We start from the raw sequence: 17316 nt of genomic DNA, 5'->3' as shown, positions 1-17316 counted from the left end.
CGCCTTTTTTACGTTTGTGTGCTTCTTTCACTTTCAGGTTCTACATGAATAAAGATTTGTGCATGCGGAAACGCCTGCTGGATGTTCTCTTCAATTCGATCACATAATTGGTGAACATCTTCAATGGTTGTTTTTCCATGAACAATCAAATGGAAGTCAATATATTCTTCAGCACCGGATCGTCTTGTTCGAAAGTCATGATATTCAATGAATTCTTGGCTGAATGTTTGAATGATGGCCTCTATCGCTTGTTCTTCTTCCGGGGTTAACCGGGCGTCGACAAGCGGCGGGAAGGCTTCCTTCATGAGTTTAAATGCTTCACGCATAATATAGAGCGCTAGCACCATTCCAATAATCGGATCGAGGAAATACCAGTCCGTTAATGCAACAAGCAATAAACTAATGGCAACCCCTAGTGACGTAAACACATCTGTTAAAAGATGCAGTGCATTCGATTTCATGGCAACAGAATGTACTCGCTCTGCCTCTTTGTTCACAACTCTTGACACAACAAAATTGATAAGTGCGCCGATCAGCATGACCACAATACCAAGTACCGGCAGTTTAACAGGCTCTGGATGCATTAATTTATGAACACATTCATAAATGATCCAAATCCCAGCAACAAAAATCAACAAAGTTTCAATCGTTCCAGAAATATTCTCAACTTTCCCATGTCCATAAGGATGTTTTGAATCTGCCGGCTTTCTTGAAATACGAACAGAGATAAATGCAATAAATGAGGCCATTAAATCGAGAAAAGAGTGAATGGCTTCTGATAAAACCGCAACAGATCCAGTTAAAACCCCTACAATGATTTTAAGGACCACAACAAACGTATTACTTATGACGGATAAAAAGGCTATTTTCGATGTCTTTGCTGATTGATCCATCTATTATCGTCCTCCTTCAGGAGATCGTATGCCTGTGAAAGCAATTCCCATGACTTGATTCTCTCGTTCTTTCAGTTTATACCGTTTTGCCTTATTCTAATCATCTTAAGCAGTGCTGTATTTTCCGAGCAGGTTACGCTATAATAAATGTTGCTCTTTCTTCATATATCACTCATGCTGTGATGGATAGGAGAATAGACTACATATAACGATATCCGAAGCCTTTCCGCAGGTGACATTTATGCAGTGAATGGTAAAATAGGATAAAAACATAAATTTTTAAGGTGATGAGAAATGGAGCATTTGCTGAATCCAAGAGTAAAGGATATTGAAATTTCAGGCATTCGAACATTTTCAAATCTCGTATCTTCATATGAGGATGTCGTTTCATTGACCATAGGTCAGCCCGATTTTTATACGCCGCATCATGTCAAAACAGCTGCCAAAACAGCCATTGACGAGAATTTCACCTCGTATACTCATAACGCTGGGTTTTTAGAGCTAAGACAAGCGATCCAGCAATACATCAAAAAGAAAGTCCATCTTGATTATGATGCAGAGACAGAAATCATTGTGACAACAGGTGCGAGTCAAGCAATTGATGCTGCGTTTCGAACCATTTTGACTGAAGGCGATGAGGTCATCCTGCCCGGCCCTGTGTACCCTGGCTATGAACCGATCATTCGGATGTGCGGTGCGGTGCCCGTGCATATCGACACAACAAATGCCGGTTTTAAATTAAATGCCAAGCTGATTGAAGATGCATTAACGGAAAAGACAAAGTGTGTTGTCCTTCCATACCCTTCAAATCCAACTGGGGTCACGCTATTAGAAGAAGAATTGAAAGAAATTGCACAGCTTCTTGAAGGAAAGGATATTTTTATTCTATCTGATGAAATTTATAGTGAGCTGACATTTGATCGTCCACATCATTCCATTGCTTCTTTCTTAAAGGAACAGACGATTGTCATCAATGGACTGTCAAAATCTCATAGCATGACCGGATGGAGAATCGGCTTTTTATTTGCTTCCGCTCCTATTGCTAAACATGTATTAAAAGTACATCAATATAACGTGTCTTGTGCCTCGGCTATCTCACAAAAGGCGGCACTTGAAGCAGTGACAAACGGTGTGGATGATGCACTAATCATGAGAGAGCAATATAAGAAAAGACTCGACTATGTATATGATAGACTCATTTCTATGGGGCTTCCGGTCATTAAGCCTTCCGGCGCTTTTTATATTTTCCCTTCCATTGAATCGTTTGGGATGAGTTCATTTGATTTTTGCATGGAGTTGTTAGAAAGTACAAAACTTGCGGTCGTACCTGGTTCTGCTTTCTCTTCACTTGGAGAAGGATATGTGCGCCTTTCCTATGCATATTCACTTGAAACGTTAAAAGAAGGACTTGACCGTCTCGAACAATTTGTACTTGAAAAGCGTTCCATACAATCAATAGACGGATGAAACAACGGCTCTCTTGCCGTTGTTTTTATTTTGCGGGAAACATGATGTGAAACACAGTCCCTTTCTCTGGATGGCTATCTACCCGGATGGTTCCGTTGTGATTTTCTAAAATATTAAATGTCACCATGAGCCCAAGCCCTGTTCCCTTTTCTTTTGTCGTTAAAAAAGGTTCGCCGATCCGCTTCATGACCGATTCAGGAATACCAATTCCTTCATCTCTAATCGTGACAAGTATCCCTTCTTTTTCGGCTTTGGCGGTAATGTCTACCTTCCCTCCGTCTGGCATGGATTCGACGGCATTTTTGATTAAATTGATAAACACCTGCTTCAGCTGGTTTTGATCCCCATTCATCAGGAGATCCTCCTCAATATCACTTGTGTTCATCAAAATTCCATTTAAGTTGGCCTGTGTTTCTAGCAGAGCGGTGACTTCGCTAATGATTTTTTTCAAATCAAGCGTCTGCATGGATGCTGTTTGCTGCGGCTTCGCAAGCATTAGTAGCTCACTTAAGATGATTTCAATCCGGCTCAGCTCAGAGAAGACAATTTCAAAATATTGATCACGGTCTTTTGTTTTTGGTTTAATGAGCTGTAAAAAGCCCTTAATCGCCGTCAGTGGATTCCTTATTTCATGTGCAATGCCTGCTGCCAATTGACCTGCGATTGATAATTTTTCAGAGCGCAGCATGAGTTCTTCTGTTTGTTTTCGTTCAGATATATCTCTTAAAATAATTTGAACGGCTGTTTCACCAAAAAATGTGGTAGGGATACAAACCATTTCTGTATAAATCAACCGGTGTTTAAACGTATGGCAGCTCATCGTCACAATCTCAGAATCTGATGCTCTTTCGATAATACGTGATATGCTCTTTTTGACTTTTTGCTGATCACATGAATGGATTTGATGAAAGATATCTTTTCCGATTAATTTATCGTAATGTTCGGCTTCAAATAATTTAATACCTGATTCATTCATAAATACCCATTTATGATCGTGGATGACGGCGATGGTATCAATGGAATTTTGGATAAGCAGCTGATACCGCTCTCTACTTTTTTGAAGAACGGTTTGAAATTTTTTACGGGAAGAGATGTCCACTAATAGTAAAAGTTCTGCCCGTTGATTTTGATAAATTGCCGGAGATGACTTCACTTCAATATGAATCATGCTCCCGTCTTTCCTTTTCCATATTTGTTCAATCATTCCGACTGGAAGGCCTTGCTGCAGTCTTTTGATTCGGCTTCTCACAATGTCATGGTACTCCTCGGCAATAAAATCAAACGCAGACTTTCCGATCATTTCATCTTTTGTACATACACCCATTAATTGCAGCATCGCATCGTTGGCATACACAATTTTCCCAAGCGCCGTAATACATAACGGATTTGGCAGCATGGCAATCAGATTTTCAGCTTCACTGACATCTTGGAAAGCCGGTAGACTGCCTAAAGACTGTTCTGACACTTCTGTTGGTTGAAATGCTGCTTTTTGAGGCTCTGTATTCATTACCCTCATTTTCAGGATCATTTCTCTACTCAAATCGTTGTCTAACCCATCACAAGCAACAAAATCAATGCTTGCTTCTACCCATACAGCTGTAAGATCACTTCTAAGCAGTCTAAAGTGGCAAATCTCTAACATGTGCTGATTATAGAAATAACTTTCGACGAGAAATTGATCTTCGGTATGAACAAAGTCTTTCAAAAAACACCCTAGTAAATCCTTTTGTTCATAGAGCAAAAGCTGCTTACAATTGGAAGAAATGTAGAGAAAGCGGCCATTAGAAGAAAGAACGGCATGTAAATCAATATTCGAGTACAGCTGATTCGAATCTTTCATTTTTTGTTCCATCGTCGTCCGACCCTCCTTTAATTTTTTTAGGGTTGTCCTTAGTTTGATGTATAAAAAGGATTCGCTAGAAAAACCGTATTTTCCTCCCAATCTCGTGTGAAACGTCCATATTTTCAGCAAAAAGGAGCACTTTCTCTTGCTGTGCTCCCTGCTGTTTATTGCTTTTCATATTTCTTTTGTAATTCAACGTACTTATCAACAATTTTACTTGGAATGGTTTTAATGACAGGATCTTTATCTGATACATACGGTGTGACGACACTAAATGCCACTTTCGGATTGGAAGAAGGATAATATCCTCCAAAGGTTAAATTGTACGTGGCATTCCCCCACCAGCTCCGGTTGGCACCATAGTAGAAGGTTTGGGCTGTACCCGTTTTCCCTGCGACATCATGCTGACCGAACCGGCCAGCGGCAGTCCCGCCTGTTGATGTGACCATTTTTAGTCCCATTTTGACGCGGTCGATATCTGCTTTCGAGTTGTTAATGGTGTTCAGCACCTTCGGCTCATATTTCTTCACAACAGGACCTACTTCTTCCTTATTCGTTGGGAAGTGAACACTTTTCACCACTCTTGGCTGAATACGGTTACCTCCATTTGCGATGGTCGACATGTATTGTGCAACTTGAAGTGGTGTATACGTGTCATACTGGCCAATCGCTTCATCAAGTAAGAGTCCGCCGACTGTCTTAGGATGCGTCTGCATTCCGCTTGATTCCTGCGGCAAATCGATGCCTGTTTTTACGCCAAGACCGAATTGCGCATAGTAGTTTCTCATTTTTTGTAAGTGTTCAGGTCTTGCCGGTAATGGCCCATTCTTTTGGTAGGTGATCCCTGCCATTCTCATCGCTACATGAAACATATAGACGTTTGAACTTTTTTGTAGCGCTCGAAGATCATTAACCCAGCCAAGATTGGTATATGATTTCTTCGGTTTTCCATTTCCCGCAAAATACAGCGGTGTATCCGTATAGGATTGGTTGTGTGACATGCCATCTTGATAACCAGATAGGACAGTAGCTCCTTTGACAACAGAGCCCATTTCATACTGTGTCGTAAATGTTCCGATCGCATAATCTGTGACGTCCCTGCCGTCCATTTTCTTCCCTGACATCGCGAGAACATCACCTGTGTTAGGGTCCAGCATCACAACAAAGGCACGGTCCATCATATAGTTTCTTGCACTAGCAGATCTTAGCTCTGACTCAACGATTTTGTCGACTTCCTTTTGCAGCTCCATATCAAATGTGAGTGCAAGGTCAAGTCCTCTTCGTCCTTCTGTCCGCTTGATTTCATCAAGCAGTTTGCCGCCGACCTGTGTATATTGAACAGTTGCTTTTTCTGGATTGAGAAAATCTTCATATTGATATTCTAAATAACTTTTTCCTACTCGGTCATTTCTCGAGTAACCTCTTGCCATATAGTAATCTTCACGCTCTTTTATAATGCCTTGCTCTGGGGTGGTGACACCGCCAAGGACATTATAAAGGGTTTTTTCATACGGATATTTCCTTGTCCAGTCATTGATGACATTTACACCAGGCAGTTCATCAAGATGCTCTGATACAAGTGAGATCTCTTCGTATGTCAAACTTACGGATGATGTCTGTTTTGATTCTTTAGTTTCATCAAGCAGCGCAACTTTTTCGTCCCCTTTTTTCTCTTCGTTCGGGTCCATCGCTTTCACGATTTGAGGTTCAAAGGCATATCCGCCTGTAAACCTGCGATAGATCGCTGCAACTGCTTTTTCCTCTGCATCTTTTTCGATCGCCTTGACTTCTTTCTTAGGCACACGCTCTACTTGAAGAGGATAGACATCTTTTGCTTTAAGATTCTTTTGCTCTGTTTTTGAAATGAGCTTATCCGCTTCTTCCGGATGGCTTGCCAGCCAAAAATCTCGAATGTCACGCTCTCTCAAAAAATCTGTATCCATTTTTATATAAGTCGCAAGTTTTCTTGCTACTTTAATCTTATCCTCCGCTTTCACACCGCTTTCTGATGTATAAACGATGGCAGGTACACTTTCGTTATCAACAACGACCCTTCCTCTCGCGTCATACATTTTTCCTCTTGGAGACGGGTATGATGCTGTTTTGACTTCAGTTCGGTTGGCTTGCTTTTTATAATCCTCACCATTGACGATTTGCAGCACGCCGAGCTTGATGACAAGTCCAGCAAATAAACTAAATACAGCGAAGAAAAAGAGATTAATTCTCCAGGCGTTCCGGCGCTTCATTTTTTTCTGCTCGGCAGCACCTTGATGCTGTTTCTCTCCCACTTATGTAGCTCCTCTCATCCTTTCAATCTTTTACAATTACCACTCATTATTGTAACACTTTTGTAATAGTTGTTACAGCGAAACAAGTGAAAAAAAGCTGTCAATCCCTATTCTGCAAAAAAATATACTAACACTTTAAAATATTGGTATGTTTATGTCGTTTTCTTTAAATAGAAAGATTCTCCATTCATTGATATAAGGAGACTCTTTCTATGACTTTAACAAAAATGACAAATGGGCGTTGTCAATGGAGGATGCTGGTACGTTTATAACAAAAAGTCCATGTTATGATTTTCTGTGAGAAAACAAAACAAAGATTTTAGGAGGAGTTACAAAATGAAAAAGAAATCATTCATTTTTTCAGCGCTGACAGCTGCTGCATTGATCACGTTCACTGGAGGGCATTCAGCTGATGCGAAAGAGCTTAACCTGAAACAAGTCATAAACGTACAGCATCAAGCCATTGATCTTCATACATTAGCTGCAAAATTACATATCTCTTCAGATGTAAACAAGCTAAGCACTTCAAATCAAAAAGAGATCGAAGCTCTATTAAACAAGCTGATCAAAAGTGGTCAACCTGTTACTGGTACAAAAGTGGTGAAAGAAGTAAACAAAGCAAAAAATGAGCAAAAACAAGAATCAGTGAAAAAACCAGCTACTTCTAAACCAAGCACACCAGCAAAAGAAAACACAACGAACAACAGCTCAAAATCTGATCAAAAAGACACAACTGCAACAAAAGCAGACAGCAGCTTAAATGCATTTGAACAAGAAGTGGTTGAGCTGACAAATAAAGAGCGTGCAAAACAAGGCTTAAAAGCTCTTTCTGTTGATTCTAAATTAAGCAAATCTGCTCGCGCTAAATCACAAGATATGAAAGATAAAAACTATTTCTCTCATACAAGCCCAACTTACGGATCTCCATTTGATCAAATGAAACAATTTGGTATCACGTACAAAACAGCAGGTGAAAACATTGCGCAAGGTCAAAGATCACCTCAAGAAGTAGTAACAGCTTGGATGAACAGTGAAGGTCACAGAGCGAACATTTTAAACAAAAACTATACACATATCGGTGTAGGTTATGTGAAATCTGGTAACTACTGGACGCAGCAATTCATCGGAAAATAAGATCAAAAAAACCTGTCTCTATTTGGGACAGGTTTTTAGTTTGTCTTCTTTTTTCAGCCATGTGAGGGCTTGTTTACACGCTACAAACTGTTCCACCTAGGCGGGGCAGTTTTTTTATTTCACCCATAATTTATAGATGCTTTGTGTTCCGCTGTTTTCTTCGCCCTGTTCGCTGAGCTTTTCATATAATGACTTCGCTAGTGAAAGGCCTGGCATCTCTTCTCCCATCAGCTCTGCTTCTTCAAGTGCAATGCCCATATCCTTAATAAAATGCTTCACATAAAATCCTGGCTCGAAATCACCTTTCAGCATTCTTGGTGCAAGGTTTGACAAAGACCAGCTGCCGGCTGCTCCTGTTGTGATGCTTTTAAGTACCTGCTCTGGATCAAGTCCTGATTTTTCCGCATAAGCCATTGCCTCTGCCACACCTACCATCCCTGCTGCGATAGCAATTTGATTACACATTTTTGTATGCTGACCACTTCCTGCAGGTCCTTGATATTGAATATTTTCTCCCATTTGCTGAAATAGCGGCAGGCACGCTTCATAGGCTGCTTTTTCTCCACCAATCATGATGGCCAGCGTGCCGTTTTGGGCTCCAACGTCTCCGCCAGAGACCGGCGCATCTAATGCAAATAGTCCTTTTTCCTTCGCTTTCGCTTCAATTTCTTTTGCCAGCTGAGGTTTCGATGTGGTCATATCAATGAGGTATGTACCAGGCGCAGCATGTTCCACGAGTCCATCTTCTCCTAAATAGACTTCTTCTACATCTGATGGATACCCGACCATTGTGATGACGGCATCTGCCTCCTTTGCGATCTCCTTTACGGTCGATTTCCAAAGAGCACCTTTTTGAACCAATGTGTCTGCCTTTGCTTTTGTTCTTGTATAAACGAGAACTTCGTAGCCAGCATCCATTAAATGCCCTGCCATACTACGTCCCATTACACCGATTCCAATAAAACCAACTGTTTTGATTTGTGCCATCAAGAATTCCTCCTTATAGAGACTTTGTCAATCCACCATCAATGATGAGGGTTTGACCTGTCATATATGTATTGGCTTCAGATAAAAGAAAAGCCGCATATGCTGCAAATTCCTCTGGCTGTCCGTAACGGCCCAGCGGAATCATACGTTCAGCTTGTGCTTTGATCTCTTCAACCGATTGTTGCTCCTCTTGTGCACGGTGTTTGTCCAACTGTTTCACGCGCTCTGTTTCAATTTTCCCCGGGGCTAAGGTATTGATCAAAATGCCATCTTTGGCAAGCTCCTGGGCAGCTGTTTTTGTCCAGCCGGTAATGGCAGGTCTAAATGTATTCGACAGCATCAAGCCTGGGATCGGTTCTTTGACCGACATAGATGCAATATTTAACACGCGTGCACCTTGTTTTTTTAAATACGGCAAGGCTTCTTTTAATAACCGTATATAGCTGAGTAAATGAAGCTGAAATGATTCCATCCAATCTTCATCTGTTAAGGTTTCAAGTGTTCCTGTTTGAGGGCCGCCTGTATTGTTCACTAGTATATCAAGACGTTTTTCATCACCTGCTGCTGCGACGACAAGCGCTTTAATTTGCTCGGCATCTGATACATCACATACTTGATACGTCAGCTTCCCTTTTACAAGCGGGGATAATTCTTTGACCGCTTCTTGCAGCGTTTGCTCATGTCTTCCCGAGAGCATCACATCTGCTCCCTCTTTTGCAAGATGAAAGGCAATGGCTTTACCGATACCTTGACTGCTTGCAGCGACCAATGCTTTTTTTCCAGATAGATTAACATGCATGTTGGCGTCCTCCTCTGTTCATATTTTATCATACAAAAAGAACCTTGCTCACATGGCAAGGTTCTTTTCTGCAAGATTATAGTTTAAACCGATTGACTGCCTGACGCAGTGCCTGACTTGATTCGTTCAACATTTCTGTTGATGTTTTCGTTCTTTCTAAAGCTTGTACTTGTTCGTCTGTGGAAGCATGTACTTCCTCAGCTGAAGCTGCGGATTCTTGTGAAATGGCCGCAATACTTTGAATGGAATCATTCATTTTCTGCTGTTCTTCAGTCATTTCATTGATTTGTGTATGAATGCTGTCAATGGAGCCGACAAGTGCCTGCATTTCCATTGTGATACTGCTGAGTGCCTCTCCTGTTGAATTGATGGCATCACCTTGTTCTTCATTCATTTTGCTTGCTGCTGTCATCGCTTCAGCTGCCTTTTTCGATTCATCTTGAATGAGTTTTACGGTTTCACTAATATGTTTCGTTGATTCCGCAGATTGTTCAGCCAGCTTTCTGACTTCTTCTGCAACAACAGCAAATCCTCTTCCGCTTTCTCCTGCTCTCGCTGCTTCAATACTTGCATTCAGTGCGAGTAAATTCGTTTGATCTGAGATTTCAGAGATCGCTGTTACGACGTTTTCAATATTTTTCGTTTTATGCTCAAGGTCAAGCAGCATTTGCTCTACCTTCTTCGATTCTTCATTCGCTTGTGTTGATTTTTGGACGAGCAGACCAAGAGCATCAAGTCCTCTATAGCTTGCATCTTCCGATGATTTTGAGTTGGTTTGCATTTGCGTGGCAAGCTCACCCATATGACGAACTTTTTCATACAAATGCTCTGATTTTTCATTAATGGTTTCCGCTTCTGATGCTTGTTTCGTCGCTCCTACAGCGACCTCTTGAATAGCCGTTGCAATCTGTTCACTAGATAGCAAGGTCTCGTTTGAAATTTGTGTCACTTCATCCGTTGATTTCACAACCTGATCTGAAGACTCTTTCACTTTTTCAATTAAATCCCTGATGCCTTCAGTCATTTGATTAAAGCTTTTCGTCAGGAAACCTATCTCATCCTGAGACTTCGACTCAAGCGAGCTGGTTAAATCGCCTTCAGACACTTTACGAACATGCTCGATGAGGCGTTTAATTGGTGTTGTAATGCTTCTAGCCAATAAGTAGCTGAGAATCATGGCAAGTATAATGGCAATGACAGAAATAATGATACTTGTCTGATTCATTTGTTCAGTGATCCAAAGAAGTTTCTTTTTCTCGAAGCTCACACCGATCGTCCAGTTTGCCTCTTTAATTTTTGAGATGACGGTCAGCTGTTTGTCATCATCAATACCCGAGTTGTCGATCGCTTTTTTCACAGAAGCGACTTTTGAGATATTTTTTCCTTGCTCTGTTGGATGTGCCAAAATGGTCCCTGTGCCGTCAACTAAGAAAGCCGTTCCCATATAAGGAATCTTTTGTTCTTTTATATAAGACTGAATGGAAGCCAGTTTCAAGTCAAGTCCAGCGACACCGACTACTTTCCCGTTTCGTACGATCGCCTTCGTGGCTGAAACGACCATTTCATTTGTTGCTTTATCAATGTACGGATCTGTCCATAGGACTTCGTCAGGCTTTTCAGCTGCTTGAATATACCAGTCTCGTTTAGACGGATCATACCCTTCACCAAAATCGGACTCCGGGAAAGCGAACATTTTACCATCACTTGTTCCTATATAGGCAAGCGAGATGAGTTCATCCTGCTCCTGCAATCCTTTTAATTCATCGTTTTCAAATGCCAATGTCTGCTTTGTTTGTTTCTGTGCAAAATCTTCAGTAAGTGTACTTGTTGCCAATTTGTTAATCGTATCACCGTAATTCTCAAGCTTTAGTGCTATGATGTCTCTCATGCTTTCTGCCGTTGCTGCTGTCGTTGTTTTCGCATCTCGTTCAATCAATGGTCTTAATACTAAATTGGAACCCACTTGAACTGCGACAACGGTTAAAATTAAAATAACTGAGATGAAAACAGCTATTCTCACTTGAAGTTTCTTAAACATCTCATCACCCCTACATCCTACTTTCGCATCTTAATGTGTATATCGGCAAAATTGGTACCGCATTCAATAGTTGTAAGAAAATTTAAATAGAAAAAACAAGCCATAATGACTTGTTTTAAGTAAAATATTCAATTTTTGCAGACGGAAAGTACTGTTCGATATATGATTCTAATGTCTGTCTAAGTTCTTGTTCTTCATCTTTTTGATAGATATATTTTCCAATTCCATATCTACCCCACTTATATCTTCTCTTTTCTTCATCTAGTTCTAGTTTTGTTTTCGGATAGTTTTTTTGGATGACACGCTTCGCCGGTTTTGTAAAACGGTGCTGAATCATTTCAAAGGTGATATCTTGTCTCACTTCTTCAGGGAGAGCTGCATCGAGTTTTTCAAATAGGACTTTATAGCCCTCTTGCCACCCTTCATGAATGTAAATAGGGGCAATAATAAAGCCAAGTGGATAGCCTGCTTTTGCTACCTTTACAGCCGCTTCAATCCGCTGATCGAGTGGTGATGTTCCGGGTTCGAAATATTTAATGACATAATCGGCATTGATACTAAAGCGGAATCTTGTTCGCCCATTGTGTTTTGCGTCTAACAAATGGTCTACATGATGAAATTTCGTAACAAAGCGTAGTTTGCCAAGATCGGTTTGACCAAAGTATTCAATCGCTCGTTTGAGTGTGTGAGTCAAATGGTCAATTCCTACGATATCGGATGTACATGAAGCTTCAAATCGCGTGATATCAGGTGCACGCTCGTTCATGTACTGTTCAGCCTGATCTAAGATCTCTTCTACATTGACGTACGTACGAATATACGGCTTACTCCCCATCGTCGTTTGCAGGTAGCAATAATGGCAATGCCCCATGCATCCTGTCGCAAACGGAATGGCATATTCTGCAGATGGTTTAGATGTATCAAATTTTAAGGTTTTTCTCACGCCGATAACGAGCGTCGACTTTGCATTACGGTACTTTTGCAAATCATTTTTCCCCGGAATATTTCTCACTTGGTTGTGTGAGGTTGTTTCTCTAATTTCAATTCCCATGCCTTCAAACTTTTCTTTCAGCTCTTGTCCTAATGGGTACTCTAGCGCCCGAGGTTCAATATACACAAGCTGGGGAACGAACGGTTTGATCATAATTAGCACATCCTTACCTTATAGGTTCATATCGTTACTTTAACCTCTCAGGATGGCTTCTATCCTTTCTAAAATCTCCCTTATTCAAACAGATCTTGATAAAGGGCTTCTGCTTCTTCGTATGTTGGAAATACGGCATCATCAGGGGCTAATGGGTGATATGTTTCAAGTAGAAATAGCGCAAGCTCTTGCTCATTGTAAGGGTGTGAAACGATTTCCGCTTCTTTAATTTGTGCGACATTGGCTGCATGTGGATTTCGATAAATGACATATACTTGATCACCCGGCTTATAGTTAGAGAAAGACAAACTGGTCACCTCCATTTTTTATGTTAGGATGCCCTTCTCTGCAAGCGATATGACTGATTATGATAAAATTCGACAAAAAAACCAGACAGTTTGACCTGTCTGGTTTACATCACCTAGTTATGTTGAAACGTTTTTTTCACGAAATCAACCACTTCTTCAGTTGTACTCAGTGATAAGATATGCTCTTTAAATGATGCAGCTTCTTCCTTAGAAAGCTTGCTTAACTGCGTTCTTGCTGGAAGAATCGATGTTGCGCTCATTGAAAATTCATCTAATCCTAATCCCAGTAGGAGCGGGATTGCGATTTCATCTCCTGCCATCTCACCGCACATGCCAACCCATTTACCTTCTTTATGCGCTGCTTCAATCACAAGCGTTATGAGGCGTAAAATAGCTGGATTGTATGGCTGGTAAAGATAAGACACTCGTTCGTTCATTCGATCAGCAGCCATTGTGTATTGAATCAAATCATTTGTTCCAATACTGAAGAAATCTACTTCTTTTGCAAATTGATCTGCGATAACAGCTGTTGATGGAATTTCTACCATCATTCCGATTTCAATGGAATCAGATACTTCTGTACCAGCAGCAACCAATGCTTCTTTTTCTTCAAGTAAAATAGCTTTTGCTTCTCTAAATTCTGATAACGTCGCGATCATAGGGAACATGATTTTCAAGTTTCCATATGTACTTGCACGAAGTAACGCGCGTAGCTGTGTTCTGAAAATCTCCTGCTCTTCAAGGCAAAGGCGGATCGCTCTATAGCCAAGGAACGGGTTCATTTCTTTTGGAAGCTGCAAGTAAGGAAGTTCTTTATCGCCACCAATATCTAGTGTGCGGACAACCACAGCTTTGCCTTCCATCTTCTCTAAAACGGTTTTATACGCATCGAACTGCTCTTCTTCTGTTGGGAGCTGATCTCTGCCCATGTATAAAAATTCTGTACGGTACAATCCAACTGCTTCGCCGCCATTTTCAAGTACACCTTTCACATCTTCAGGTGTTCCAATATTCGCAGCTAACTCTACGTGAACGCCGTCTTTTGTGACCGTTGGCTGGTCAACAAGTTTCGCCCATTCCGCTTTTTGAGCTAAGTAGTCTTCATGCTTTTTTTGATACGCTTTCACTTCATCTTCAGAAGGCTGAATGATGACGTCTCCACTAATACCATCAACAATGATCAGATCATTGTTTTCCACCGTTTTTGTTGCTTCTTTTGTCCCAACAACTGCTGGAATTTCCATTGATCTAGCCATAATCGCTGAGTGAGAAGTACGACCACCGATATCTGTCGCAAAACCTTTGACGAATTGTCTGTTCAGCTGAGCTGTATCAGAAGGTGTTAAATCTTCAGCAATGATAATGACTTCTTCAGAAATCATACTTGGGTTTGGAATGTCAACGCCTAGCAAATGACCAGTGACACGTTTTGTAACGTCGCGAATATCCGCTGCACGTTCTTTCATGTATTCATTGTCCATTGCTTCAAACATTGTAACAAACATTGTTGCTGTTTCTTTTAAAGCAAATTCAGCATTTACTTTATCCGATGTGATTTTATCCTTCACTGGGTTGAGCAGCTCTGGATCACTTAACACAAGAAGGTGTGCAGAAAAGATATCTGCTTTGTCTTGGCCAAGCTCTTTTAGCGCATGTTCTTTAATTGCTTCAAGTTCTTGTTTAGAAACATGAATTGCTTCTTCAAAACGCTTCACTTCTGTCTCTGGATCATTGATGTCTTTTTGGTGAACTGTTAAATCTGGTTCTTCCAGACGATATGCTTTTGCAATCGCAACGCCTGCTGAAGCACCGATTCCTTTCAGTTGTTGCATTACTCGCCTAGGCCTTCACTTTTCATTGTGTCTTTAAGTGCAGCAAGTGCATCATTTTCATCAGAACCAGAAGCAGAGATTGTGATTGTAGCACCTTTCGCAATTCCTAGAGACATTACACCCATAATAGATTTCAGGTTCACTGTTTTACCATTATATTCTAAGTTGATATCAGCATCATATTTACTAGCAGTTTGTACAAGAACTGTTGCAGGACGTGCGTGAATTCCAGAATCTGCAGTTACTTTGAATGTTTGTTGAGCCATTTTTATCAATCTCCTTTTTATACATTTCATACATCCACAATATTATATCATACTGCCGAGCTTGTCATCTAACAAGAACGGCAGTTATGAAAATTATTTTGAAATTTTCATGATGTTTTCTTGGCCAGCTTTGATTTCACCGGATTCTTGAAGGTCAATAAATTGTCCTTCACTTAAGTTTGTAAATACAATTGGTGTCATTAAAGATGGTACTTCTGACTTAATTTTATCAATATCAACCTCTAAAAGTTTTTGACCGATTTCTACTTGATCTCCCTCTTGTACAAATGCTTCAAATCCTTCTCCTTTGAGGCTGACTGTATCAATCCCGAAGTGAATCAAGATTTCAAGTCCACCATCAGACTGGAGGCCGATGGCGTGTTTTGTTGGGAACACATTTAAGATTTTTCCTCTTACTGGTGAAACCACTGTTCCCTCTTTTGGCAAGATAGCAAAACCGTCACCCATCATTTTCCCTGAGAATACTTGATCTGGCACATCTGTAATTGGATGCAGCTCCCCTGTAATTGGTGAAGCAAACGTTTCTTCCCCTTGTTCGTTTTGAAGCGGTTTTGCAATGACTTCTTCAACCTGCTGACTGACTTCTTCTTTTGCAGAAGGGTCTTTCGCTGGTCGAGGTGTGCGCCCTGCAATAATGTCTTGCATTTGTGTTTTTAAATTATCAGAGCGTGGTCCAAAGATGGCCTGGATGTTATTCCCTACTTCAAGGACACCTGAAGCGCCAAGCTTTTTCAAGCGGTCTTTATCCACTTTTTTCTGATCATTTACAGTGACACGTAAACGCGTAATACAAGCATCTAGGTGTTTAATGTTTTCTTGGTCACCCATTGCTTCAAGAATTTCATAAGGTAAGTCATCGCCTTTTCCAGATTGAGCGCTGCTTGCACCGTCAGCTGCTTCATCTTCTCGTCCTGGCGTTTTCAGATTAAACTTGCGAATCGCAAATCTGAATCCGAAGTAGTAAATGACAGCCAGTACGAGACCGACTGGAATAACAAGCCACCAAGCGGTTCTATTTGGCAGGATACCAAATAGGAAGAAGTCGATTAACCCTCCTGAGAAGGTCATCCCGATTTTCACGTTTAGAATATCCATTATCATAAAGGATAATCCAGCGAATACACAGTGAATCGCAAATAATATCGGTGCAACAAACAAGAATGAGAATTCAAGCGGTTCAGTGATCCCTGTTAGGAAAGAAGTAAGGGCCGCTGACCCCATAATTCCTGCTACAAGTTTTTTATTCTTAGGTTTTGCTTCATGGTAAATCGCAAGTGCTGCTGCTGGAAGTCCAAACATCATGAACGGATATTTCCCTGTCATGAATGTCCCGGCTGTCAGCTGAACACCATCTTTGATTTGCGCCATGAAAATACGCTGGTCACCACGGATAATATCTCCTGATAAGCTCTTATAGCTAAAAAATTCATACCAGAATGGTGCGTAGAATATGTGGTGCAGACCAAACGGAATTAATGAGCGTTCAATGACACCGAATACAAAGGCAGCCAGCGGCTCATTCGCTGCAAGCAGTCCAGTTGAAAATGAGTTCAATGCACCTTGGATTGGCGGCCAAATGACGAGCATCAAAAGCCCTAAAATAAGTGCTGAAATCGACGTAACGATTGGAACAAAACGCTTACCAGCAAAGAAGCCAAGATATTGCGGGAGCTCAATTTTGTAAAATTTATTAAACATATAAGCGGCTAATACCCCGACAATAATCCCGCCAAAAACGCCGGTAGACAAGGTCGGTATGCCGAGCATATTCACATACGCTGGATGACTTTCCTTAAAGAACTTAGCCAATTTGATTGAATCGGATGGAATGGAACCGTTGGCCATTAATACGGCACTCATCGTTACGTTCATGACAAGGTAACCGATGATCGCGGCAATCCCTGCCACACCGTCTCCATTGGCAAGACCGATGGCAACCCCTACAGCAAATAGGAGTGGAAGATTCGAGAAGACAATATTCCCCGCATTCTCCATAACACTAGCAACAAGCTGAATTGTATCATTGCTTAAAAATTGAGCGACATCAATCAGCTGCGGATTTTGCATCGCATTTCCGAGTGCTAGTAAAATACCAGCAGCAGGAAGGATCGCAACTGGAAGCATAAGTGCTCGTCCAATTTTTTGCAACACACCAAAAAGTGATTTAAACACTGGTTGAACCTCCTTTTGTTTTCGCTTACAACATACATTTCAATCACATATTGACGTACATTTCATAATTAACCGTTTACATTTCACTTTCAGAACACAAAAAAGACATGGTGATATAAGGTTG

13 protein-coding genes are annotated in these 17316 nt (G+C 41.0%); 2 read left to right on the top strand and 11 right to left on the bottom strand.

The window, feature by feature from the left end; genetic code table 11:
• Window positions 1-8: 8 nt before the first annotated feature.
• Window positions 9-893, bottom strand: a complete 885-nt coding sequence (locus ES896_RS11395) for a cation diffusion facilitator family transporter (protein ID WP_135226817.1) — start codon at window positions 891-893, stop codon at window positions 9-11.
• 294 nt (window positions 894-1187) lie between these two features.
• On the opposite strand from ES896_RS11395, the gene ES896_RS11390 reads away from it, so the two are divergent.
• A complete protein-coding gene (locus tag ES896_RS11390; RefSeq protein ID WP_017359429.1) occupies window positions 1188-2360 on the top strand; it encodes an aminotransferase A in 1173 nt (390 codons plus the stop codon).
• 25 nt (window positions 2361-2385) lie between these two features.
• On the opposite strand, the gene ES896_RS11385 is transcribed toward ES896_RS11390, so the two are convergent.
• Complete coding sequence (locus ES896_RS11385; RefSeq protein WP_046343410.1) at window positions 2386-4212, bottom strand: PAS domain-containing sensor histidine kinase; 1827 nt, start codon at window positions 4210-4212, stop codon at window positions 2386-2388.
• A 155-nt stretch (window positions 4213-4367) separates the two neighbouring features.
• A complete protein-coding gene (locus tag ES896_RS11380) occupies window positions 4368-6491 on the bottom strand; it encodes a peptidoglycan D,D-transpeptidase FtsI family protein (protein WP_135226816.1) in 2124 nt (707 codons plus the stop codon).
• 336 nt (window positions 6492-6827) lie between these two features.
• Between ES896_RS11380 and ES896_RS11375 the strand changes: the two genes are divergently transcribed.
• The gene (locus ES896_RS11375; RefSeq protein ID WP_017359431.1) at window positions 6828-7625 is read left to right on the top strand and encodes a CAP domain-containing protein; all 798 of its coding nucleotides are present in this window, start codon (window positions 6828-6830) and stop codon (window positions 7623-7625) included.
• 114 nt (window positions 7626-7739) lie between these two features.
• Here ES896_RS11375 and ES896_RS11370 read toward each other — a convergent pair whose 3' ends face one another.
• The 8 genes from ES896_RS11370 to ptsG all read right to left on the bottom strand — a co-directional run bounded on the left by ES896_RS11370 (window position 7740) and on the right by ptsG (window position 17192).
• Window positions 7740-8612: an NAD(P)-dependent oxidoreductase gene (locus ES896_RS11370; protein ID WP_100324935.1), complete on the bottom strand. Its 873-nt coding sequence runs from the start codon at window positions 8610-8612 to the stop codon at window positions 7740-7742.
• A 13-nt stretch (window positions 8613-8625) separates the two neighbouring features.
• Entirely contained in the window at window positions 8626-9411 is a 786-nt protein-coding gene (locus ES896_RS11365) for an SDR family oxidoreductase (protein ID WP_007498705.1), read from the bottom strand.
• 76 nt (window positions 9412-9487) lie between these two features.
• Window positions 9488-11449: a methyl-accepting chemotaxis protein gene (locus tag ES896_RS11360; protein WP_035392234.1), complete on the bottom strand. Its 1962-nt coding sequence runs from the start codon at window positions 11447-11449 to the stop codon at window positions 9488-9490.
• A gap of 115 nt (window positions 11450-11564) precedes the next feature.
• A complete protein-coding gene (gene splB, locus ES896_RS11355) occupies window positions 11565-12593 on the bottom strand; it encodes a spore photoproduct lyase (protein WP_007498710.1) in 1029 nt (342 codons plus the stop codon).
• Window positions 12594-12673: 80 nt separating this feature from the next.
• The gene (locus ES896_RS11350) at window positions 12674-12916 is read right to left on the bottom strand and encodes a transcriptional regulator SplA domain-containing protein (protein WP_034646394.1); all 243 of its coding nucleotides are present in this window, start codon (window positions 12914-12916) and stop codon (window positions 12674-12676) included.
• Window positions 12917-13014: 98 nt separating this feature from the next.
• Complete coding sequence (ptsP, locus tag ES896_RS11345) at window positions 13015-14733, bottom strand: phosphoenolpyruvate--protein phosphotransferase (RefSeq protein WP_135226815.1); 1719 nt, start codon at window positions 14731-14733, stop codon at window positions 13015-13017.
• Window positions 14733-14999 (bottom strand): phosphocarrier protein HPr, encoded by a 267-nt coding sequence (locus ES896_RS11340; RefSeq protein ID WP_003211078.1) that lies wholly within the window; start codon window positions 14997-14999, stop codon window positions 14733-14735. The genes ptsP and ES896_RS11340 overlap by 1 nt, the downstream gene beginning before the upstream one ends.
• Before the next feature lie 93 nt (window positions 15000-15092).
• Window positions 15093-17192 (bottom strand): glucose-specific PTS transporter subunit IIBC, encoded by a 2100-nt coding sequence (gene ptsG / locus ES896_RS11335; protein ID WP_024719659.1) that lies wholly within the window; start codon window positions 17190-17192, stop codon window positions 15093-15095.
• Window positions 17193-17316: the final 124 nt, after the last annotated feature.

Source organism: Bacillus sp. 005/A4HT-01/001 (genome assembly GCF_004634445.1).
GTDB lineage: Bacteria > Bacillota > Bacilli > Bacillales > Bacillaceae > Bacillus > Bacillus altitudinis.
The sequence above is the reverse complement of the archived record's forward strand: the minus strand, read 5'-3'. Positions and strand labels throughout refer to the sequence as shown.